The organism is Lacibacter luteus (assembly GCF_004118265.1).
Taxonomy (GTDB): domain Bacteria; phylum Bacteroidota; class Bacteroidia; order Chitinophagales; family Chitinophagaceae; genus Lacibacter; species Lacibacter luteus.
In genome coordinates this window covers 1-21,755 of record NZ_SDHW01000011.1, presented here as the reverse complement: position 1 = coordinate 21,755, position 21,755 = coordinate 1, and the positions used below count along the sequence as shown (strand labels likewise).

The 21,755-nt window shown below is 41.2% G+C and carries 22 protein-coding genes; all 22 read left to right on the top strand.

What is annotated here, in order from left to right:
• The first annotated feature begins 105 nt into the window (after nt 1-105).
• The 22 genes from ESA94_RS21160 to ESA94_RS21055 all read left to right on the top strand — a co-directional run bounded on the left by ESA94_RS21160 (nt 106) and on the right by ESA94_RS21055 (nt 21,693).
• The gene (locus tag ESA94_RS21160) at nt 106-1,110 is read left to right on the top strand and encodes a Gfo/Idh/MocA family protein (RefSeq protein WP_129132962.1); all 1,005 of its coding nucleotides are present in this window, start codon (nt 106-108) and stop codon (nt 1,108-1,110) included.
• A 131-nt stretch (nt 1,111-1,241) separates the two neighbouring features.
• Nucleotides 1,242-1,706, top strand: a complete 465-nt coding sequence (locus ESA94_RS21155; protein ID WP_129132961.1) for an acyltransferase — start codon at nt 1,242-1,244, stop codon at nt 1,704-1,706.
• A 67-nt stretch (nt 1,707-1,773) separates the two neighbouring features.
• Complete coding sequence (locus tag ESA94_RS21150) at nt 1,774-2,640, top strand: ABC transporter permease (protein WP_129132960.1); 867 nt, start codon at nt 1,774-1,776, stop codon at nt 2,638-2,640.
• Between the two features lie 138 nt (nt 2,641-2,778).
• The gene (locus ESA94_RS21145) at nt 2,779-3,531 is read left to right on the top strand and encodes a hypothetical protein (protein ID WP_129132959.1); all 753 of its coding nucleotides are present in this window, start codon (nt 2,779-2,781) and stop codon (nt 3,529-3,531) included.
• Nucleotides 3,532-3,551: 20 nt separating this feature from the next.
• Nucleotides 3,552-4,403, top strand: coding sequence for a BKACE family enzyme (locus ESA94_RS21140; RefSeq protein WP_129132958.1), 852 nt, complete (start codon nt 3,552-3,554; stop codon nt 4,401-4,403).
• Nucleotides 4,384-5,046 carry an acetyltransferase gene (locus ESA94_RS21715; RefSeq protein WP_129132957.1) on the top strand — a complete coding sequence of 221 codons (663 nt, stop codon included), beginning with the start codon at nt 4,384-4,386 and terminating at the stop codon, nt 5,044-5,046. Before ESA94_RS21140 ends, ESA94_RS21715 begins: the two co-directional genes overlap by 20 nt.
• Nucleotides 5,030-6,154, top strand: a complete 1,125-nt coding sequence (gene rffA / locus ESA94_RS21130; protein ID WP_129132956.1) for a dTDP-4-amino-4,6-dideoxygalactose transaminase — start codon at nt 5,030-5,032, stop codon at nt 6,152-6,154. The genes ESA94_RS21715 and rffA overlap by 17 nt, the downstream gene beginning before the upstream one ends.
• Entirely contained in the window at nt 6,144-7,097 is a 954-nt protein-coding gene (locus tag ESA94_RS21125; RefSeq protein WP_164972827.1) for a glycosyltransferase family 2 protein, read from the top strand. The genes rffA and ESA94_RS21125 overlap by 11 nt, the downstream gene beginning before the upstream one ends.
• Before the next feature lie 121 nt (nt 7,098-7,218).
• A complete protein-coding gene (locus tag ESA94_RS21120; protein ID WP_129132954.1) occupies nt 7,219-8,526 on the top strand; it encodes an ABC transporter ATP-binding protein in 1,308 nt (435 codons plus the stop codon).
• On the top strand, nt 8,519-9,364 hold the full coding sequence (locus ESA94_RS21115; RefSeq protein ID WP_129132953.1) for a class I SAM-dependent methyltransferase: 846 nt from the start codon (nt 8,519-8,521) through the stop codon (nt 9,362-9,364). Before ESA94_RS21120 ends, ESA94_RS21115 begins: the two co-directional genes overlap by 8 nt.
• A gap of 151 nt (nt 9,365-9,515) precedes the next feature.
• On the top strand, nt 9,516-10,370 hold the full coding sequence (locus ESA94_RS21110; RefSeq protein ID WP_129132952.1) for a DUF5672 family protein: 855 nt from the start codon (nt 9,516-9,518) through the stop codon (nt 10,368-10,370).
• Entirely contained in the window at nt 10,303-11,256 is a 954-nt protein-coding gene (locus ESA94_RS21105; protein WP_164972826.1) for a glycosyltransferase family 2 protein, read from the top strand. The genes ESA94_RS21110 and ESA94_RS21105 overlap by 68 nt, the downstream gene beginning before the upstream one ends.
• Nucleotides 11,257-11,312: 56 nt before the next feature.
• Complete coding sequence (locus ESA94_RS21100) at nt 11,313-12,446, top strand: glycoside hydrolase family 5 protein (protein WP_129132950.1); 1,134 nt, start codon at nt 11,313-11,315, stop codon at nt 12,444-12,446.
• A 10-nt stretch (nt 12,447-12,456) separates the two neighbouring features.
• Nucleotides 12,457-13,227 carry a glycosyltransferase family 2 protein gene (locus ESA94_RS21095; RefSeq protein ID WP_129132949.1) on the top strand — a complete coding sequence of 257 codons (771 nt, stop codon included), beginning with the start codon at nt 12,457-12,459 and terminating at the stop codon, nt 13,225-13,227.
• Nucleotides 13,224-14,426: a glycosyltransferase family 4 protein gene (locus ESA94_RS21090; protein WP_129132948.1), complete on the top strand. Its 1,203-nt coding sequence runs from the start codon at nt 13,224-13,226 to the stop codon at nt 14,424-14,426. The genes ESA94_RS21095 and ESA94_RS21090 overlap by 4 nt, the downstream gene beginning before the upstream one ends.
• Before the next feature lies 1 nt (nt 14,427).
• Nucleotides 14,428-15,375, top strand: a complete 948-nt coding sequence (locus ESA94_RS21085) for a glycosyltransferase (RefSeq protein WP_129132947.1) — start codon at nt 14,428-14,430, stop codon at nt 15,373-15,375.
• 4 nt (nt 15,376-15,379) lie between these two features.
• The gene (locus ESA94_RS21080) at nt 15,380-16,282 is read left to right on the top strand and encodes a glycosyltransferase family 2 protein (RefSeq protein ID WP_205756035.1); all 903 of its coding nucleotides are present in this window, start codon (nt 15,380-15,382) and stop codon (nt 16,280-16,282) included.
• Nucleotides 16,283-16,649: 367 nt separating this feature from the next.
• Complete coding sequence (locus ESA94_RS21075) at nt 16,650-17,771, top strand: glycosyltransferase family 4 protein (RefSeq protein ID WP_129132946.1); 1,122 nt, start codon at nt 16,650-16,652, stop codon at nt 17,769-17,771.
• The gene (locus ESA94_RS21070) at nt 17,762-18,703 is read left to right on the top strand and encodes a glycosyltransferase family 2 protein (protein ID WP_129132945.1); all 942 of its coding nucleotides are present in this window, start codon (nt 17,762-17,764) and stop codon (nt 18,701-18,703) included. The genes ESA94_RS21075 and ESA94_RS21070 overlap by 10 nt, the downstream gene beginning before the upstream one ends.
• A 184-nt stretch (nt 18,704-18,887) precedes the next feature.
• Nucleotides 18,888-19,535 carry a methyltransferase domain-containing protein gene (locus ESA94_RS21065; protein WP_164972824.1) on the top strand — a complete coding sequence of 216 codons (648 nt, stop codon included), beginning with the start codon at nt 18,888-18,890 and terminating at the stop codon, nt 19,533-19,535.
• Nucleotides 19,532-20,371 carry a hypothetical protein gene (locus ESA94_RS21060; RefSeq protein WP_129132943.1) on the top strand — a complete coding sequence of 280 codons (840 nt, stop codon included), beginning with the start codon at nt 19,532-19,534 and terminating at the stop codon, nt 20,369-20,371. The genes ESA94_RS21065 and ESA94_RS21060 overlap by 4 nt, the downstream gene beginning before the upstream one ends.
• A complete protein-coding gene (locus ESA94_RS21055; protein ID WP_129132942.1) occupies nt 20,368-21,693 on the top strand; it encodes a glycosyltransferase in 1,326 nt (441 codons plus the stop codon). The genes ESA94_RS21060 and ESA94_RS21055 overlap by 4 nt, the downstream gene beginning before the upstream one ends.
• Nucleotides 21,694-21,755 lie beyond the last annotated feature (62 nt).

Sequence of the window (21,755 nt, the reverse complement as noted above, 5' to 3'; positions counted from 1 at the left end):
GCAGGCTAATGAAAAGTTGACAACTTCTTTGTGTGCGATCTTGAAGTTTTAATATTGCCACTTATTTAAGGCAAGAAAGCGTTTTTAGGACCGGGCATTCATGGCATGAAAAAATTACGTTTTTTATTGGTTGGTTGTGGCGCAATTGGCGAAAGGCATGCAAAGCTGGCTGCTGAAAAAGGTGAATTAGTGGCAGTATGCGATGTGGATGAACGAAAGGTAAAAGCGTTTTCAAAAAACTATTCCTGCTTTGGTTATACTTCACTTAACGATATGCTGCGGCAGGTAATTGCTGATGCGTTGATTGTTTGTACACCCAACGGCCTCCATGCGGAGCACAGCATTGCAGGGCTCAGCAATCAGTTACATGTGTTGTGTGAGAAGCCGATGGCCATTGCTTCGGCCGATGGTAAACGCATGATCAAAGCAGCGGTGAAAGCAAACAGGCATTTGCTCATCGTTAAACAAAACAGGTTCAATCCGCCTGTAGTTGCAGTAAAGCAACTTTTGCAGACGAATAAACTCGGCAAAGTGTACAGCATTCAACTCAACTGCTCCTGGAACAGGGGAGCAAAATATTATCAGCAATCAAATTGGAGGGGAACGAAAATATTAGATGGTGGTGTGCTGTTTACACAGTTCAGTCATTTTATCGATCTGCTGTATTGGTTCTTTGGCGGCATTCAGCAAACAAAGGGCTTTACTGCAAATGTTGCACATACTGATCTGATCGAGATTGACGATACAGGTGTATTCTCGTTTATTACTGAAGCCGGGGTGCCCGGCAGCTTGCATTACAGCACCAACAGCAAGAATAAAAATTACGAAGGCTCCATCACGATTCTTGCTGAAAAGGCAACGATCAAGATCGGAGGGCCTTATCTCAATACATTGGAATACCAGGAGCCGGTAATGATCGATGTTAAGAAGCTTACTACAGGTAATGGCTCAAATAAATACAAAGGGTATGAGGGATCGATGAATAATCATGCAAAAGTGTATGATGCGTTTTTAAAAGTGATTGCAGGTAAGCAGCAGCATTATGTTACAGGCGAAGAAGGGTTGCAAAGTGTGAAGATGATCGAACAGTTTTATAAGGCTTCGAGATGATGGCGGATGTTTGATGTCTGATGTAGGATTTGCAGAATACTTCAGAGAGGTGCTACGCAGCAATCTGTTTTGATTCTTCTTCGTATCGGAAGATTGCTTCGCAGGCTCGCAATGGCGGCAAATAACATTTCATGAATCGGTTTATACTAAAAGAAATTGCAGTACGGGATGTTACTACCGGAAATGATGTAGTCATCATGCAACCGTCGAATCTGTATGAATGTACGTTGGGCGACAACTGCTTTGTTGGTCCGTTTACAGAAATACAAACGGGCGTTGTTATCGGTAATAACTGCCGTATCCAAAGTCATTCGTTTATCTGCGAACTGGTAACGATCGGTAATGATTGTTTTATTGGTCATGCTGTGGTGTTTATCAACGATACTTTCAGTGATGGCAAACCGGCATCAGGCGATCAAAGCAAATGGAAGACAACAACGATCGGCAACAATGTATCCATCGGTAGTAATGCAACGATTTTACCGGTGAATATTTGTGATGCTGTTGTGATTGGTGCGGGAGCAGTGATAACAAAAGATATTTCGGAGCCAGGAATTTATGCAGGCAATCCTGCGAAGAAGATCTCTGATTTATGATGTCTGATTCCGGATGTTGGATGTTTGGCTTTTGTGATTTGGGTTTTGTTTTTTTATCAATTTTTTTATGAGTCATTTGAACGATACAAACGAACATTGGGATCTGGAGATCAAGCCGCAGGCGGGGTTGTTCGATCTTAATTTGAAAGAAGTGTGGCGGTACAGAGATCTGCTGGTGCTTTTTGTACGCAGAGATTTTGTGGCGCAGTACAAACAAACTGTACTAGGCCCTGTGTGGCATATCATACAACCAATACTTACAACACTTACATTTTTGTTGGTGTTCCATTCTATAGCCGGTATTAAAACCGATGGCATTGAACCTATTCTGTTTTACATGAGTGGCATTACCATCTGGAATTATTTTTCGGCATGCTTAACAGCCACTTCGAATACGTTTGTGGCGAATGCCGGTATTTTCGGGAAGGTATATTTTCCAAGGCTTGTGCTGCCATTAAGTGTCGTGATGTCGAACATCGTGAAACTTGGTATCCAGTTCGGTTTATTGGTAGTAGTGATGACCTGGTTTGCAGCAACAGGCAAGCAACCCATTCAATTGGGGCTGCATACATTACTTATTCCCGTATTGGTAATTTTAATTGCAGGTATAGGACTTGGTTTAGGAATTATTATTTCATCGCTTACAACCAAGTATCGTGACTTTACCGTACTCATCAGCTTTGCAGTTCAGCTGCTTATGTATGCTACACCCGTAGCTTATCCCTCGTCGTTTCTACAGGCAAACAAGTATGCCTGGCTTATAGCATGGAATCCTTTGAGTGCACTGGTAGAAGGCTTTCGTTATGCCCTTTTTAAAACAGGCAGTTTCGACGTAAGCTCATTGCTCTACAGCATGCTGTTTATGCTGGTGGTTCTGATTACCGGAGCATTTATTTTCAGTAAAGTGGAGCGCACGTTTATGGATACGGTATAGTTTTTTTTTATATGTGTAGTTCATCTTTTAACTTTGCATAAGTAGAAAGGTCGAACTATTGATATGCGAAAACTAACATCTTACCTAGGCTGTGTTTATCACAGCCCCCGACACCTGTTAATTCATGTTTTGTTTCTTTTGAGTATTGCTTTTTTGTTTATGGAGCGCCAGCATGAAGATGCGCTTTACTACAACATTATCAGGGCAACAAAAGCAAACAATGCCTCCGCAACAAACGACACAGCGTACATCCGCAGGCTGATGAATACCATTCATACCATGATGTATAACCGGAATGCAGTTTTCAACAATACCGAGCAGCTGAGTTTGAAAAACAAATTGTTTCATTCGGTAGATGAAGATCTGATGTATGGCCATGGAGCCTGCGGTGGTTTTTCGAAAGTGTTGAGCCGATCGTTACAACTTTCCGGTTACAAAGTGCGCATCGGGCAAATGAAAGTAAACGGCACATTCGGCGGTCATATTATTGTGGAGGTATTTTTGAAAGACGTGCAACGTTGGGCTGTAATTGATCCATTGTTTCTGCTTACTTTTCCGGGAGCGGATGGAGCATGGGCTGGTTTTGATGAAATAAGAAGCAGCTGGCAGCAATACCAGCCATTGGTGCCGGCCGATTATAATAAGGCCTACAACTATGCTGATGTTCGTTATGCCAATTGGGAAAAAATACCGGTAGCCGGAAAGATGATCTATAAAAGTCTTGGGTTATTATTTGGTGAGGTGAGAGCACATGGCATCAGTGTGCGTCCTTATATGCTGAACATGTATTCGGTATGGTTAAAAATGGCTGTTTCGGTTTATCTGCTGTTTTGTTTTTTCAGTTACAGAAGGTTCAGTAAAAAAAGTACTCCTGTTGAAGCGAAAGTTTAGCAATGCTTAAATAACCGCTTATGCCAGAAAACACGATCATTAATTTTTGTCCAACGGGAATGGTGCCCACAACCGGTGATACACCGCATGTGCCTGTGCAGGTGCAGCAGATCATTGAAGAAGTACATGCTGCATATGAATTGGGTATTACTATTGCTCATTTGCATGCACGCAACAGCGACGAAACTGCAACCAGCGATCCAAAAGTATACCAGGCAATTGTTGAAGGTGTTCGCAGGCACTGTCCCGATCTGTTGATTTGTTTAAGCACTTCGGGCCGTAATACAAAATCGTTTGCAGCACGATCGGCAGTAATTGAACTGCAGCCCGACATGTGTTCGCTTACACTCAGTTCGCTCAACTTTATTAACCAGGCATCCGTAAATACCCCCGATACAATTGTTGCGTTAGCAGACAAGATGCAGGCCTACGGTGTTAATCCCGAACTGGAATGTTTTGATATGGGTATGATCAACTATGGCAAATACCTCATTGAAAAGGAGATTATTCAAGGGCCGTTTTACTGGAACCTGTTGTTTGGCAATATTGCAGGTATGCAGGCCGAATTAACACAGATGGGCAATGCTATTCGTGAAATTCAAACAATAAATAACAGTCAGCACTTTATTGCATTAGGTGCATTGGGTGCACGCCAACTGCCGGTTAATGCTATTGCCATTGCATCGGGTTACGGTGTAAGGGTTGGGCTGGAAGATAATACCTGGTACGATCGCAAACGAACGATACCGGCCAGTAACATGGCGTTGCTGAAACGCATCCATCAATTACTGGCATTGCACGAACGGAAAGTAATGCCTTCCCGTTTATTAGGCGAAAAAGGTTTTTATAATCATGCTGTACATACTCGGTAATAGCGAAGGTTATTTGTCGTTTCTGCTGGAAACAATCGGGCAGCTTGGTTATACAGAAGCAGTGCTGGTCAATAATCAAACGGTACCGGCTGTATATCCTTACAGGAATGAGCTGCTGAAACTAACCGAAACAGACGAAGCCGGATTTGCACAGCGAACAGTTGCCGCCAATCTTGTATTGGGTGCAGGCAAACCCGGAACACGAAAAAAAATTACCGATCATTTTTTGCCACAGTTGCAGCAGGAAGATCAATGGATCAATATTATTTCTTCCAAAGCAACGCTTGCATCAACCGTAAGCATCGGCAAAGGCATTTACATCGAACCCGGTGTGGTTGTATCGGCACACAGCACACTACAGGATTTTGTTTTTCTCAACAGGCAGTCAAGTGTGGGACATCATACAACAATTGAACAATTTTGCAGCATTATGCCGGGTACACATATTGCGAGTTCATGTACTATTGGTGCAGGTAGTATGCTGGGTATGGGTACAGTGGTATTCGATGGGGTTAAGATCGGCCGTAACTGTATAATCGGTGGTGGAAGTGTAGTAACAAAAGATATACCCGATGGAGTGGTTGCTTTCGGCAATCCCTGCAAACCGGTAAAAGAAATTGCAGCGCATGATCTTGTTATCTAAACCGGCTGTGGAATTGAACGATGGCGTTTTGTTGCAGGATGCCGTACTGCAAATGCAGCAAGGGCAGTTTCACCGTTCTGTTACCGAATGTGAAAACTATTTACAGCAACAATACAACACAACAGCTTTTCTTACACCCAGCTGTACAGCTGCACTTGAAATAGCAGCATTAACGCTGCAGTTAAAACCGGGCGATGAAGTGATTGTTCCGTCGTACACCTTTGTGGGAACGGTTACTCCTTTTACAAAACTGGGTGTAACCATACGGTTTGCCGATAGTACAGCAACACACCCGAATGTGGATGTTGAAAGCATAAAACAAAAACTATCCGAAAAAACAAAGGCTATTGTAGTAGTGCATTATGCAGGTGTGGCCTGTGCTATGAACGAACTGCTCTCACTTGCAGCCGATGCAGGAGTTCCTGTACTGGAAGATGCGGCCCATTGCATCGGGGCCAAGTACAACAACCAATATCTTGGAACAATTGGCGGTCTTGGTGCTATCTCATTCGACAGTCAGAAAAACATCAGTTGTTTGCAAGGCGGTGCTTTGTTTGTAAACAACCACAACTATTTACCCATAGCCGAAACCGTTCGGTATAACGGCACCAATAAAGCAGCTTTTTTGCGAAAAGAAACAACATCGTTTGAGTGGGTGGGTAACGGCGGCAATTACGAAATAAGTAATATCAGTGCGGCCTTGCTTGTACAGCAGTTAAAACGTACGCAGGAAATCAACCGGCAGCGGCTAAACATGTGGCAGCATTATTTTACCGCTTTGGAGCCACTGCAAGCGAATGGATTTATTGCTTTGCCTGCAGTTCCCTCGTATGCACAACACAATGCACATGTGTTTTATGTATTGTTGCCCGATGCAAACAAGCGGAACAGTTTTATTGCATTTATGCAGTCAAAGGGCATACAGGTTTTGTTTCACTACCTGGCTCTGCATCGTTCGCCTTATATGCAGGCACAACAGGTAAACGATCATTTACCTTATGCCGGGCAGTTCGAAGAGCGGCTGGTGCGTTTACCACTGCATACGCAGTTAAGCAAGGAAGAACAGCAAAAGGTGATTAACAGCGTTTATTCTTTTTTTGAACAATAGCAGTACCAATAAACCTTTTATTTCGGTTTGTACCGTTACGTACAACCAGGAACAATTTATTGCGCAATGCATTGAAAGTGTATTGATGCAGCAAACCGATTTCGATTGGGAGCTGATCATTGGCGACGATGGATCGACAGATGGCACCGGAGCTATTTGCCAGGCATATGCAGCTGCATATCCGCACCGCATCCGCTACTATTGCCGTAACAGAAAAAACAGGCCGCAAATAAAAGGCGTGCATCCCAACCGGCATAATTTACTGGCAACTTTTGCAGCAGCAAATGGCCATTATCTTGCATGGCTTGATGGGGATGATTATTATACCGATGCATTGCAACTGCAGAAAGTAAAACAGTTTTTTGTAAACAATAAAAGTTGCAGAATTGTATTTACCGAAGCGCAGGATGTAGATGCAGCAGGTGGTTTTCTTTTTAACTCTACCGAAAACATGCGCCGCAATCTGTACCCGCAGGATCTTATTTTCTGCGGACCGGTAACCAGTTCGCTGGTAATGGAGCAGGCAGCTGTGGCAACACTTTTGCAACAACCCGTTGTACAAACCGCACCGGCACTCGATCAGTTTTTTATGGCCGTACTCAGCTGCAACAGCTTTATGGGGTATGTCGCCACTTCGCCTGTGTGTTACCGTTACCACGACCGTAATCTTATGAAAGCACAAACAAAGGCAAACTACTACCAAAGTACACTGGGCAATGCATTGGCCATGTATACGGTGTTGGGTAAACAATGCCATGCAGTAATACGCAAACGCATCATTATTGCCTGCCGTACCAATTTAAACTATAACCTGCGGCATATCAATGCAAGGCTGTTTGTGCAAACAATTAAACAATTGTGCGGTTATATTCTTCAATCGGGCGACTGTAAATTTTTTATTGATTTCTGGAATACAAAACTGTTGTACCAACGCAGCAGTTGAACAGGCTGCGGGGTAACGAAGCGCCGTGGCTACGTTTATAAACCGTGCGGTTTTTTTTTGAAAATGATTTTTTAATTTCTTACGTCTCACGGGCAGCGCCCGTACCGACGAATATTTACACATGAGCAATACCGTTATTAAAGTAGAAAATCTTTCCAAGCAATACCGCTTGGGCCAGGTGAGTACAGGCACCATCAGCCACGATGTAAACCGCTGGTGGCATCGTGTAAGAGGTAAGGAAGATCCGTATTTAAAAATCGGGGAAGCGAACGACCGCACCACAACCGGCGGCAGCGATTATGTGTGGGCTTTACGTGATGTGAATTTTGAAGTGAAGCAGGGCGAGGTGCTGGGTATTATCGGCCGTAACGGCGCCGGTAAAAGTACCCTGCTGAAATTGCTGAGCCGCACTACGGCTCCCACCACCGGCAGTATTAAAATTAAAGGCCGTGTTGCCAGTTTGCTGGAGGTTGGTACCGGCTTTCACCCCGAGCTGAGCGGCCGTGAAAATATTTACCTCAACGGTGCCATATTGGGTATGACGAGGCAAGAAATTACCCGCAAGTTTGATGAGATCGTTGCCTTTGCAGGTGTAGAACGTTATATTGATACACCGGTTAAACGCTACAGCAGCGGTATGCATGTACGCCTTGCGTTTGCAGTAGCAGCACATCTTGAACCGGAGATCTTAATTGTGGATGAAATATTGGCAGTGGGTGATGCGGAGTTTCAGAAGAAGTGCCTGGGCAAGATGAAAGATGTTAGTGAGAAAGAAGGAAGAACGGTGTTGTTTGTAAGCCATCAGATGGACGCAATTGCAAGATTATGTAATAGGGTTATTGTATTGAATAATGGAACGGTTGGATTTAATGGATTTTCAGACGCTGCTATTAACTATTATTTGAAAGGGAATAGTAATTCTCAATCACGAAGATATTGGACTGCCAATGAGAAGAAGCCTGGTAATAACTTCGTTCAATTATTAGAGGTAAAAGTTTGCGATGAAATCGGCCAAGTGAAAGACTCGTTCTTTACTGTGGATCCTATAAAAATAGTGATGAGGTATCAAGTTTTGACAGATGGGTTTAAGTACACGCATGGATTTAATCTTTTTGATAAAAGTGGTATTCATATTTTAAGTTCCCATGATGTTGATAAGGGCAAGATAAATGAGTTTATTCCAAAAGGCACATACGAGGCTATAGTTAATATACCTGCAAATTTTCTAGCAGAAGGATTGCATCAAGTTAGCGTTGCTATTATGAGTTATGTACCGTTCAGCATCCACTTTCATGAAATGGAAGTAGTATCATTTATAGTAACAGATTTAATTGAAGCTGAAAATGCCAGGGGAGAGTATGGCGGTCACTTTCCCGGTATTGTAAGACCTAAACTTAATTGGAATATGAAAAAAATAGAACATGAATAATACTAAAAAAGCTACAGGAGAAAGATTAGAAACTTTCATTTTTAACGAGAATACAGTAGAGCATTTGCATCGGTATGCTATTGCATGTAACCTTTCAAAAGGTAAGGTGGTATTAGACTTGGCATCTGGAGAAGGTTATGGGAGTAGTTTATTGGCCAAAAATGCCGCAAGAGTTTATGGGGTTGATATTGATAAAGAGGCAATTGAAAATGCAAAAGTGAAATATAAAGTACAAAATCTTGAATATTTATTAGGTAGGGCTGACGCAATTCCTCTAGAAGATGCTTCTGTAGACATGGTTGTAAGTTTTGAAACTCTTGAACATCATGATAAACATCATGAAATGATAGCTGAGATCAAGCGGGTTTTGAAGCCAGAAGGCATTCTAATTATTTCAACACCAGAAAAAAAGTATTATTCTGATGAAAGGAAATACAGTAATCCTTTTCACGTCAAAGAACTTTATCAAGATGAATTCAAAGAGTTAATAAGCAATTACTTTTCGCACGTGAATATGTATTTTCAAAACATGGTTAACGGTTCTTTGCTCTTATCTGAAAATAGCGATCAAAGAATTAGTTACCATTCTGGAGATTTTAATGACATTGATCTCTTCATGAAGTTCGTTCCAATGTATCTCGTTGCGGTGGCTAGTAATGAGCCGTTAGCCAGTGATTTACCAATAAGTAGTTTATTTGAAAGTGAGACGGTAAAACGTCACCAATACGAAGAGTTTTATAAACATGCAAGGGAAGAGGGAGCCGATTGGATTAGAAAATCAAAGAGCTACAAAATTGGAAGTTTCTTACTTAGTCCTTTTAAACTGTTCAAAAAATGAAATTGAATTCGTTTTTATTTTAAGGATGTAACATGTGTAATTGGGAAAATACGTGTAAAAAGTCTTTTTTAAGACTAATTTATTAGCCTTATAGTTTAGTAATCACCATTTTTATTCTAAAGAGCTTTTTAAACGAAAGTTGATATAGGAAATGAAAGTTGCAGTAGTTATACCTGTTCATGGAACACCCTCGCAATTAAATGATTTAGAGATTAGTTCAATCAGGCAAATAGCAACAATTTTAAAAAAATATCATATTTCTATCGTCGCACCTTATGGATACGATTCTAATCATTTCATGGAACGAACTAGGCTGACTATAGAGATTGATTGGGTATATTTTGATTCGTATTATTTCGAATCTGTTTATACCTATAGTAACTTATTGGTTGAAGCACAGTTTTACCAACGATTTAAAACATATAAGTACATTCTAATAACACAGCCAGATGCATGGGTTTTTCGTGACGAACTTGTAATGTGGTGTAGCAAAGGCTATGATTATATTGGGGCTCCCTGGTTTGAAGGTTGGAATCATGGTACAGGCAATTATAAAACGATTGGCGTTGGCAATGGAGGGTTTTCCTTACGCAATGTACGTACCGCTTTAAAGGTTATTCAAAGATTATATTATTTACGAAAATTTCAATCGGGTTGGAATAAACTTCATTTGTTTAAACTCTTTTCTTTCGAAAAGGTAGTAGGGCTGTTGCAAAAGCCTCTTCGGATTAAAGACGTTGCGCTATTATTAGAGGCAATTAAACCTATTACAAAGTTTGAAGATTATTATTGGACAGAAATAGCCGGTGCAGCATTTCATGATTTTCGAACTGCGCCCATAGATGATGCTATGTTATTTAGTTTTGAAGTCAATCCCTCCTATTTATATGAGTTAAATAATCGGAAATTGCCATTTGGTTGTCATGCGTGGGAAAAATATGAGCCAGAATTCTGGCAGCAATTCATTAACGAAAGAAATACTGAAGAGACGAATGAGCTATCCTAAGATAACAGTAGTAACGCCATCGTATAACCAGGGAGCATATCTTGAAGCAACTATTTTAAGTGTATTGGGTCAGGGATACCCCAACCTGGAGTATATTATTATGGATGGTGGCAGTACAGATGGGTCTGTTTCCATCATCAAAAAATATGCATCGCAACTGCATTATTGGGTAAGCGAAAAAGATAAGGGGCAGGCCGATGCAATTAATAAGGGATTTGCAATGGCCAGCGGCGAAATTTTAGCATGGCTAAACAGCGACGATTTGTATATGCCGCAGGCTCTTTTTAAAATGGCAGAGCTATATGTTGCTGCGGAAAACAAGCAAGCTGTTTTTTTTGGTAATTGCATTCATTTTGGCGAGGCGGGTACCGAAGTATATGTTGCCGGAAGTGATGTTGGTAAACAGGCTGCATTGTACCCGTTAAACCTGTACGATTATATTATTCAGCCATCATCGTTCTGGAGTAAAGAGGTATGGCAACAAACAGGTGAGCTTGATACTGCATTACATTTTGTGTTTGACTGGGAATGGTTTTTACGGGCAGCAACCGGAGGTATCAAGCTACAACCCTTAAAGGCTCCGCTATCGCTTTACCGTATTCATGCACAACACAAATCGGGTACCGGTGGTGAGCGGAGAGAACAGGAACTTGCAGCACTTTACCGTAAACAGGCAGGCGAACAGGTAGCAGAGCTTTACATGCAGTTGGCAGCAGCATACAGACAGCCGGTTAAAGACAGCCTGTTACTTAAGCTAAAGCGTAAATGGATAAACAGGTTTGCACCTGCGTCCAGTGAAGGAGATCTGTTGAAGCGCTTGTATCCGGGATTGTACGGGCAATACGGCATAATGGAACTGGATGCTGTGCTTAAAATGGTGAAATAAAAAACTTGTATTACCGTTAGGTAATCGTTAGTAACACACACACAACCTATACGCTTATGAAATTCCTTGCGATTACAATCAGCCTGTTCTGTTGCTTTATAACAGGGTGCAAACGTGATAACAGTTACGAGCAGCCTTTATTAGTGCCGAAGCAGGTTACCAAAGGAGTTAACTTAATAGGTTGGTTTAATGATGGCGCCAATCCCGCTGTTTACGAAACCCGTTTTACACAGGAAGTGCTTGCGCAAATAAAAGCAGAAGGGTTTACTTATATACGCATACCTGTCGGCCGAACCGTGTTATTCCAGGAAGCCTACCCTGCCGAACTAAACAGTACAAATGCTGCTTACCTCGACAGTGCTATTAAAATGGCCATTGATGCGGGTTTGGCCGTTATGCTCGATGGTATACATGCAGATAATTTTTTTGAAAGAAGAATTGTTACGGAAGCGGGGTTTGAAAATAAAATTATCAACTACTGGGAGGCTGTTGTTAAGCGGTATAAAAAATATTCGTCTAACGATTTATTTTTCGAATTGTATAATGAACCCTTTGTGCGTAATGACAGTACAGTATGGGTGCCCGATAACTGGTGGGCAAAAACGCAGGAAAAAATTGTTGCTGCTATACGGAAAATTACAACAGATCATTACCTGGTATTAACAGGCAACAGAAGTTTTATAAAGGGGTTAAAAGCTGCCCCGCCTGTAAAGGGTAAAAATATTATTTACAATTTTCATTTCTACGACCCCTACCTGTTTACACACCAGGGTAGTATTACTTCGGGTTGGGACCATATAGAGTTTGCTGCAAATGTGCCCTATCCATCGAGCCCGGAACTTGTTGCTCCGCTGATTAATGTAACGAATGATCCGCAATTAAAAGGTTTTTTAACTACTTATGGTAACCAACGGATTAATAAAGATTCTGTAGATAAATGGTTAAGTGAAGCATTTGATTGGAGCCGTGCAAATAATGTACAACTGATATGCAATGAATTTGGCACGGTAAAGCATGCGCCACCTAATGATAGCCGGATACGTTATTTCTATGATGTTCGAACAATACTTGAGAAATATAAAATTGGCTGGGGAATTTGGGAGTTTGACCTGCAATTTGGAATTAAAAACAACAACAGCGGCTCTACCGGCTTACTACATCCTGAGTTGAAAGAGGCATTAGGACTTTAAATTTTCAGCATTGTCTGCAATTACATTAAGTATAATAACGGTTAACTATAATAACCGGGAAGGATTAGCCAAAACAATAGCAAGTGTAGGCGGGCAGTTGTATAAAGACTACGAATACATTGTAATCGATGGCGGATCAACAGACGGCAGCCGGGAGCTGCTGGAAGAGAATAAGCACCTGATTGGTTATGCTGTTAGCGAAAAAGACTGTGGAATATATCATGCAATGAATAAGGGCATTGCCCGGGCCCGGGGAACGTATATTCAGTTCCTCAATGCCGGCGATGTGTACAACAGCAAAGATTCGCTTCAGGTTTTTTTTAAAGCGAACCCTGTTGCAGAAATTGTGTATGCCGATTATACAGATGCCGCTACCGGCGAATTGTACCGGATGCCCGAAACACTTAGCTTCCGGTTTTTTTACCGTCAATCGCTTAATCACCAGGCAACGCTTATTCAACGCAGTTTGTTTGAGCGGTTTGAACTGTATAACGAAAACAGTCCGATTATTGCCGATTGGGAATTTTTTATACGCTCCATTGTATTGCATAGTGCAAGCACACAATACATTGCACAGCCCTTCATCCGTTTCGATTTTGGCGACAGTATGAGCAATAACCCAGCGAACCTGGATAAAATTAACCGTAGAAGAACTGAGGTATTGCAACAGCATTTTCCACTTTTGGTAAAGGATATGGAATATATTGATGCGATTGAACAATCAACAACGTTTAAGTTGTTGCGTCGAATAACTAAGTTGAAATCTTTCTTCAGCAAATGAGAATTGCTTTAGTTAGTTATGAATATCCGCCAGATACAGCAGTAGGAGGAATAGCCACCTACACCCGCCAATGGGCGAAACTGCTTTCTTCAAGAGGGCATGATGTGGAAGTTTTTTGTGCAAGTACTTCACGAGCAGTAAGCGAAGAGGTGGATGGTGTAGTGGTACATCGTGTACCAGAGACAGACAGAATACGGTTTAAAGAAACAATATTGCCGGTGTTTACTGTAAGGCATCAGTGGAAAAAATTTGATGTGGTTGAAAGCCCTGAATTTAATGCCGACGGTAAACTAATTAAAGAAACATATCCCGAAATAAAGTTGGTAGTAAAGTTGCATACACCCAGTTTTTTAATGGATGAGTTAAATGAAGCAAATGCACCGGTATCATTTTTACAGAAGCTGCGGGTTATAACAGGAGCGTACAGACGTTTTCAAAAGCCGAGCAAATACTGGAAAAAAAACGAAGCTGTTTATAAAGATGAAAGAATATTTACTGCTGCTGCAGATTATATAACATCTCCGTCATTAAGCCTGCGAACGATTGTTGCCCGTAAATGGAAGCTGCCTCTTTCGAAGATTGCGCATTTACCAAACCCTTATATACCCGATTCGGGTTACCTGTCTATACTTCCATCATCGGCAAGCACAGCTATTACTTACCTGGGACGGCTTGAAAAGCGAAAGGGGATACTGATTTTTAGAGAAGTGATTCCTGCTGTGTTAGAAAAACATCCGGAGGCGAAGTTTCGCTTTATCGGGAGCGATTCGTTTATACAACCATTAGGTTGTACCGGCAAACAAATTCTTCAAAAAAAGTTAGCGGAGTATAATGACCGGTTAGAGTTTATAGAACACGTTCCGTTAGAAAAAATACCCGGTTACCTGGCCGAATCGGTGTTATGTGTGTACCCTAGTTTGTGGGAGAATTTTCCAACAGTTTGTTTGGAAGCAATGAGTGCGGCAAGAGCTGTAGTGGGCAGTAAAAACGGAGGAATGGAAGATATGCTGGCAGATCCGAAAGCAGGAATACTTACAGATCCTGCAAATGCGTCGGAAATAGCAGCAGCAATTTGTTATTTATTGGAAAATCCGGAAATAAGATATGGATTGGGAGCACAAGCCAGGCGAAATGTATTGGAAAAATACAATGCTGCTGCTTTGGGGGCCGTGTTTGAAAAAATGATAAACAACGTTTAAGATGAAAGGTATTTCGGTTATCATTTGTTGTTATAACAGTGCAGAACGTATAGGGGCTACACTCAAACATCTTAAAGGGCAAATGTGGAAAGAAGATGCTTGTTGGGAAGTAATTCTTATTGATAATAATTGCACAGACAATACTGTAAATGCAGCGTTAACTGTTTGGGAAAATCATCCTGTTAAACTAAAGCTGGTAAAGGAGCAAAAGGCCGGGTTAATTCATGCAAGAGAGGCGGGCATACGTGCAGCTGTTTATGATTACCTTGTTTTTTGTGATGATGATAACTGGTTAGATGAGATTTACATTCAAACGGTATTTACACTTTTTGAAAACAATGAGCAGGCAGGAGCAATTGGAGGGCAATCGACAATAGCTGTGCAAAATGGCGAAATGATACCAACCTGGTTTAAAGCAGAAGAAAATGCTTATGCTGTGGGTAAGCAAGCGATGCAGTCGGGCGACGTTACCGAAAGGCTGTATTTGTGGGGGGCGGGTCTTGCTGTTCGAAAACATATAGCTGAGAAATGTTTTGATGAAGATTTTCCTTTTTTATTAACAGGCAGAAGTGGTAAAGCTGTAACCGCAGGAGATGATTCTGAAATTTGTAACAGGATTGTTTTAATGGGGTACAGGTTGCTTTACGATGAGCGTTTAAAATATGAACATTTTATTCCTTCGATACGCTTAACAGAGGATTATCTTATTCAGATGAAAAACGGATTTGAGCGATCGTACGGTGTACTAACTCTTTACAGCGAATGTATACGGGCAATTGTTTTGAATAAACGTTCGAAAGCAGCCGTTCTCAGGGAAACGATTAATGAGCGGCCCTTTAATAAAGGGAAACTATTGCGAATGGTTTACTGGATATATGGGTTGGCACTGTATGTAAATAATGATATGCGGATGATAAGGGCCTATTATAAAAAACATCTCAGCTATTAAGATTATGACGATGGTGAATTATCCTAAGATATCAATTGTTACTGCATCTTATAATCAAGGACATTTTATTGAGGAAACCATTCAGAGCGTACTTAATCAAAATTATCCCAACCTTGAATATATCATCATCGACGGAGGAAGTACCGATCATACGGTTGAGGTTATAAAAAAATACCAACAACATCTTACCTATTGGGTAAGTGAAAAAGATAAGGGACAAGCCAATGCCATTAATAAAGGCTTGCAGCTTTGCACAGGTGAAATTTTTAACTGGCTTAACAGTGATGATTATCTGGAGCCGGAGGCTTTACATAAAATTGCAACAGCTTTTGCTGATGAAGCAGTGCAGATGGTAGCAGGGAAGGTGCGGAATTTTTCAACAACGGAAGAGGAAATTATCCCGAATCAAAACTTAAACGCAAAGGGATTAATGTGCTGGGAGCCCGGAGTAAAGTTTGTACAACCGGGTGTGTGGATGCGCAGAGAGCTGATAGCGCAAAGCGGAGGTATTGATGAACAGTTTCATTATGCTTTTGACTGGGATCTGTATATCCGTTACCTGTATCGTTTTCCGCAAGTAAAGGAGCTTGATGAACTGCTGGTGCATTTTCGTCTGCACGAAAACTCCAAAACGCAATCGCTGAGCGATCGGTTTACGATTGAAGAACGAAAAATCATTGAAAAGATATTTCAACTGCCTGCATTTAAAAATCTGCATGCTGTTTGTGATTATAAAATACAGAAGACAAAATGGACCGCATTTTTGTCGGAACTGTCGAAGACAGATCAAACTTTTTTGAAAAAAGCAGTAACTGCAATAAATAAACTACATGCTTTTCCACGAGTGAGTTATTCGAGACAAACAGCCGGGGCTTTGAGGGCATTTTGGGAGGGGAGAGCGATATAAGCGGTGATTGCGGCGCTACGCCAGCAATTGGTTTCACACAAAATTCACAGAGAACACAGAAGGTTGCGGTGCTGCGCTTGCAAGGAAGAAATAGAATCACTCCTGTTCGACTGAAGCCATCCAGACGGGATGTTGCAGTTGGTAATGGAGAGCTCAAAATTGCTTGCTCGCTTCGCAAGAAGTTGATTGGCCACTGACGTGCACAGATAAACGCAGATAGTTGCGGCGCTTTGCTTGCAATTGGTTGCACGCAGAGTTCACAGAGAACACAAAGGGTTGCGGCATTTCGCTTGTAATTTGTTAGACACTAATAACTCGAATTGCCGGGAATAAAACTGATGCGGTTGTGTCCGGTGCTTTCATACGAATGAACGATCCAGTTCCTATAAACGACCAACAAGAAAAGCCATTGATTGTATGGCAGGCGCACGAGGGTAATTTAAGCGGAGCGAATATTGCCATGCTCGAATATATTGATGCATTGCGGGGTACTTACCGGTTTCATGTAATATTACCGCATGAAGGAACAATGCGTAACGTACTTACTAAAAGACAGGTTACGATAAGTATTGTTCCGCAATATGGATGGGCTGATAGTAATTTTTCTTTTAAAAGAAGATTAAAGCGACTCATTCGCACTCAACTTGCAGTACGTATAATACGTAAACTGCTAAAAGAAACCGGGGCATCGTTTGTATTTACCAATACACTTGTTCCGTTTGTAGCTGCCAAAGCTGCTTATCGTTTGCAACTTCCACATGTATGGTGGATTCATGAATATGGTGAAGAGGATTTTGGTTTTCGTATCGGTTATGGTAAACCGGAAAAAGCGTATAAACAAATGCAGCATTGGAGCAAACTGATCATCTGTAATTCGGAAGCTGTAACAACCAAGTTTAAAGCATTATTGCCCAACGTTCCCGTACATCGTATTTATCAGCCGGTAAGCTGGAATGCTGCAAAACCTGTACCTAAGGACAAAATTGCCACTTATCTGATGTTTGGTCAGCTTGCCGAATCAAAAGGTCATTTAGAAGTTCTGAAAGCGGTAGCAAAAGCAAAGCAATTAGGTGTAACTGTGAAGTTACATATTAAAGGCCCCAGCGAAAATGCAGTTTACCTGCATTTGCTGAAAGAATTCATCAGTACGAATCAATTGGAAGAACAGATAAATATTGAAACAGGTTTTTTTGTAAAAGAAGAAATAATGCCGCAATACGAAGTGCTGATCGTGGCATCCCGTTCGGAAGCGTTCGGACGGGTGATTGTTGAAGCCAACAAAGCGGGTTTGCGTGTATTGGTACGTAACAGTGGTGGTGCCCCTGAATTGATAAATGAAACCAACGGGTTGCTGTATACAAACCAGGAAGACCTGGAAGCGATATTGTGCGGGGAAAGGGCTTTCCCTGATAGAGCTATCTGTTGTAACTATAACGAGAGCGAGCAAATACAAACATTAACCGAATTACTTGAAAGGACATGCATGTAGAACAGCCTTTGTTTACAGTTGCAACAGTTACATATAACTCAGGCAAATGGGTGCGCCAGGCAATTGAAAGCGTATTGGCATCAAGCTATTCATCGTTTGAATATATTATTGCGGACGACTGCTCAAGTGATGACACCTGGAAGATTGTAAATAATTACAAGGATTCCAGAATTGTTGCTATGCGACACGACAAAAATATTGGAGAGTATGCAAACAGGAATGCTGTTGTAAAATCGGCCAAAGGCAGATATCTGCTTTTTGTAGATGGCGATGATGTATTACTGAAACATACGCTCCGCAACCTGGCGGAATATATTGAGGCTTTTCCAAATGCACAAACGATATGGGGGGTACAACCAGCTAATATTGATTTTGCAATAATGCCTTATGTTTTTGAATCACATGAGCTGATCCGGCTCATTTATGGCACAACACTTCCTTTAGCTGTAATTGGTTTTGCGGAAACCGTTTTTCGTGTGGAAGAGTTACGGGCAGCCGGCGGATTGTCTCAGAAATACTCAATAGGCGACACCTATATTAAAAAAAAACTTGCACTTACCTGTAACGCTCTATTTGTGCCAATGGGATTTGTTTTCTGGCGAAGGTCGAGCAACCAGGCATCGAGCAGGGTTAATCAAGACTACCGGAATTTCTTAGAAGGATACCTGATCGATTGTGAAATCATGCAATCTTATGATGCTGATGAGAAACAAGATTTGGAACTAAGTATCCGGGGTTCGTTCATAAGACGTTTATTGAAAAATACACTCTTAAAGGGAAAATATTCTGACTTTATACAGCTATATAAAAAAGCCGGGTTAAGGCTAAGAGATATCAGTCTTTTGTTTAAAAGATATACCTACCATTATTCGCCTGTTGAACGAACTGATGAGCCTTTAGTTAACAGTTTTAATTTTTCTGATAAGTTATAACCGCATGAATCTCATTTATAAAATTGCAGACGCTTTTGTTAAAACAAAGGCAGGAACGGCATCTATACGGATTCTTTACAAAACCTATGAGTTTATTCGTTACAGAAGAAGTTTACAGGAGCACTCCATATCTACACAGAGATTACAGATTTTTTTCAGCGATCTTACTGTAAGAGGAGGGTTTATGAAAGGATTAAAATATCCGGGTTTTGCATCTTACGGTAGCTCTATTTTTCCTAAGCTTTCAGGCACCTATGAAAGTGAATTGGCAGATATTTTTTTTCAATTGGAAAAAAACAACTACTCATGTATTGTTGATGTTGGTTGTGCAGAAGGGTTTTATGCAGTAGGGCTGGCCCAACGGTTTAAGCAAGCAAAAGTATATGCCTTTGATATTAGTGAAACAGCGCAGCAACTTTGTAAAGAAATGGCCGCACTGAACAATGTATCATCCCAAGTTGAAGTTAAACAAGAATGCACAGCAGAAAATCTTGCCGCACTCGTTTTGGACCAGCGATCATTGATCATTTGTGATTGTGAAGGATACGAACGTCATCTTTTTGTAAGGGATACTATTGATCAGTTGAAGACCAGCGATCTTATCATTGAACTTCACCCAATGCACGAAAAAGATGTAAAAGAATACCTCCATCAATTGTTTGCAAACACGCATGTAATTGAATATGCTGCCAGCTACGATGACAACAGGAAGATTTTTGAATTGCCGGATATATATACGTCATTGTCTAAAATTGACAGAATAAAAATTGTACAAGAAGGCAGGGCTTTCAGTATGGACTGGATGATCGCAAAAGCAAAGGGAGCAAAATGATAGGAAGAACAATCAGATATATTACCGAAACGACAGCAAAAAGAAAGAAACTCTCTTTTCTTGATCAGTTCATTCCGAGCTGGCTGAATACTGTACAACAAACGACCGATTTTAATGTTGTAAGTTTTTCTGGAAGCAAACAGTTTGCAGATCAGCTTTATTCGATTGCATCATTTTACAGAAACGTAGGAGTGCCGAGTTCCTGGATTGTTTATAATGATGGATCTTATAAATCGAATGAGCTGGCTGTGTTGCGTTCAATTAATAGAGTTCAAGTTTGTGATATTCAAATAAAGGAAGGAGGATTGCCGATCTCCTGTTTTAAACAATATCCTACATTACTTAAGGTTGAGTTGCTACGACAATTAAATGATTTCAGTCAACCTGTTTTATTTACAGATTCTGATATACTCTTTTATAAGCAATTTAAAGAGTACAGTCAAAAATTTGCAAAAAGCAATTGGTATATTGTTGATGAAGGCAAGGGATATTTTGATCCTGCATTTGAACTGCCTTTAAACGAACAGCCATTAAACTTTGGGTTTCTGGTATTGAACAAACCTGCAGACTGGGATTTTATTTTCAATTATCTGAGTAATCAAATTGAAAATGGGAAGCTTCACTATTGGAGTGATCAGACTGCAGCTCATTTACTGGCACAAAGGGAGCAATTTAAAGTTATGCCCGTAGAGTTGTTTGTAGTTGGGGGGAAGGATAGTTTCAAATTATCGCATTGTGTTAATTATAACGAAATTGCTCTGCGCCATTTTGTTGGTCCAGTACGTCATAAAATGTGGCAATACTCCTGGAAAAAAGTTTTAGGTCTTAAGCCATGAAAGTTCTCCAGGTCCTCAACCATTTTCTTCCGCAACAAACAGCAGGTACCGAGGTGTACAGCTGGGCATTGAGTAAGCAGTTGCAACAGCATGCTGTTGCTATACAGATCGTAATTCCTAACTATGGAAAAGAAACTGCTGCGGATTATGTGTATGATGGCTTAGCAGTTCATCAATATGCCGAGCCATCGGTTGTTGACCGTTCGCTCATCATGGGTTTTCGTGCTCCTGATGGGTTACCCCATTTTATTGCTTATTTAAAAAATGAGCAGCCGGATATAGTTCACTTTCATGAACTGGCGGGAAGTAATGGTATTACGCTGAAACATGTACAGGCTGCTAAGGCAACAGGTGCAAAAGTGATCATGACGTTTCATCTTGCGGGGTATTCGTGTAAAACGGGAACGCTTGTTTATAAAGGGGAGGTATTGTGTGATGGCGTGATCGATCTGAAAAAATGCAGCAGCTGTTACCTGCACACAAGAGGTTATGTAAAAGCTGCTCCTTACCTGGTAAATACATCCGCTATGTTGCATCAACTGGCTATTGATGCTTCTAAATGGAATAACAAAATCGGCACTGCATTGGGTACTGTGCCGATTATTGCTAAACTGCAAAACGATCTTCATGCGTTGATCGCACATTGCGATCGTGTGGTAACCATCACTAACTGGTATAAACGTGTATTACTTGCAAACGGCATCAGTGAAAATAAGATCAGTTATATACCGCAGGGTCTGCCATTGGCAGTAAATGTGGATGCTGTAAAGGAGAGGGAAGCGGGTAGTCCGCTACGTTTGCTTTTTCTTGGCCGCATTAATAAGTTTAAAGGATTGCATTTGCTTGTTGAAGCTTTGCGCACGATCGATCCCGCATTGGTGGAGCTTTCTGTTTATGGCAATTCTGATGATGCAGTTTATGAGCAGGAGCTTCGTTCAAAAACAAGTGATCGAAAAAATATTGTATGGAAGGGAAAGTTACAGCAGCAGGATGTTGTTACAACCATGCAGGCGCACGATGTGTTGTGTTTGTGCTCTACTTTTTCGGAAATGAGTCCGTTGGTAATACAGGAGGCATTTGCAGCAGGTATTCCTGTGTTGGCAAGTGAGGTGTACGGAAATGCTGAGCAAATAAAACCGGAAGTAAATGGATTGTTGTTCAGGTTTAATGATGTGGCTTCGTTGAAACAACAATTGCTTCGTTTAATTGAGGAGAAAGGGCTTGTTGCAAAATTGAAAGAGGGCATTGAGAGGCCGAAGAGTTTTGAGGAGGTGGGGGAGATGTACAAGAGGTTGTATAGGGAAGTCATGGCTGATGTATGATTGGAGTTGCGGTGCTACGCCTGGAAAGGTTTGAACCACGGAGGCACAAAGGCACAGAGTAA

Excerpts from the sequence above, each read along its gene's own strand:
- ESA94_RS21150 (WP_129132960.1), top strand. The coding sequence starts at position 1,774 with ATGAGTCATTTGAACGATACAAACGAACATTGGGATCTGGAGATCAAG.
- ESA94_RS21085 (WP_129132947.1), top strand. The coding sequence starts at position 14,428 with ATGAAAGGTATTTCGGTTATCATTTGTTGTTATAACAGTGCAGAACGT.
- rffA (WP_129132956.1), top strand. The coding sequence starts at position 5,030 with ATGATCTTGTTATCTAAACCGGCTGTGGAATTGAACGATGGCGTTTTG.
- ESA94_RS21715 (WP_129132957.1), top strand. The coding sequence starts at position 4,384 with ATGCTGTACATACTCGGTAATAGCGAAGGTTATTTGTCGTTTCTGCTG.
- ESA94_RS21100 (WP_129132950.1), top strand. The coding sequence starts at position 11,313 with ATGAAATTCCTTGCGATTACAATCAGCCTGTTCTGTTGCTTTATAACA.
- ESA94_RS21080 (WP_205756035.1), top strand. The coding sequence starts at position 15,380 with ATGACGATGGTGAATTATCCTAAGATATCAATTGTTACTGCATCTTAT.
- ESA94_RS21160 (WP_129132962.1), top strand. The coding sequence starts at position 106 with ATGAAAAAATTACGTTTTTTATTGGTTGGTTGTGGCGCAATTGGCGAA.
- ESA94_RS21140 (WP_129132958.1), top strand. The coding sequence starts at position 3,552 with ATGCCAGAAAACACGATCATTAATTTTTGTCCAACGGGAATGGTGCCC.
- ESA94_RS21120 (WP_129132954.1), top strand. The coding sequence starts at position 7,219 with ATGAGCAATACCGTTATTAAAGTAGAAAATCTTTCCAAGCAATACCGC.
- ESA94_RS21055 (WP_129132942.1), top strand. The coding sequence starts at position 20,368 with ATGAAAGTTCTCCAGGTCCTCAACCATTTTCTTCCGCAACAAACAGCA.
- ESA94_RS21110 (WP_129132952.1), top strand. The coding sequence starts at position 9,516 with ATGAAAGTTGCAGTAGTTATACCTGTTCATGGAACACCCTCGCAATTA.
- ESA94_RS21090 (WP_129132948.1), top strand. The coding sequence starts at position 13,224 with ATGAGAATTGCTTTAGTTAGTTATGAATATCCGCCAGATACAGCAGTA.
- ESA94_RS21155 (WP_129132961.1), top strand. The coding sequence starts at position 1,242 with ATGAATCGGTTTATACTAAAAGAAATTGCAGTACGGGATGTTACTACC.
- ESA94_RS21115 (WP_129132953.1), top strand. The coding sequence starts at position 8,519 with ATGAATAATACTAAAAAAGCTACAGGAGAAAGATTAGAAACTTTCATT.
- ESA94_RS21075 (WP_129132946.1), top strand. The coding sequence starts at position 16,650 with ATGAACGATCCAGTTCCTATAAACGACCAACAAGAAAAGCCATTGATT.
- ESA94_RS21065 (WP_164972824.1), top strand. The coding sequence starts at position 18,888 with ATGAAAGGATTAAAATATCCGGGTTTTGCATCTTACGGTAGCTCTATT.
- ESA94_RS21105 (WP_164972826.1), top strand. The coding sequence starts at position 10,303 with ATGAGCCAGAATTCTGGCAGCAATTCATTAACGAAAGAAATACTGAAG.
- ESA94_RS21070 (WP_129132945.1), top strand. The coding sequence starts at position 17,762 with ATGCATGTAGAACAGCCTTTGTTTACAGTTGCAACAGTTACATATAAC.
- ESA94_RS21060 (WP_129132943.1), top strand. The coding sequence starts at position 19,532 with ATGATAGGAAGAACAATCAGATATATTACCGAAACGACAGCAAAAAGA.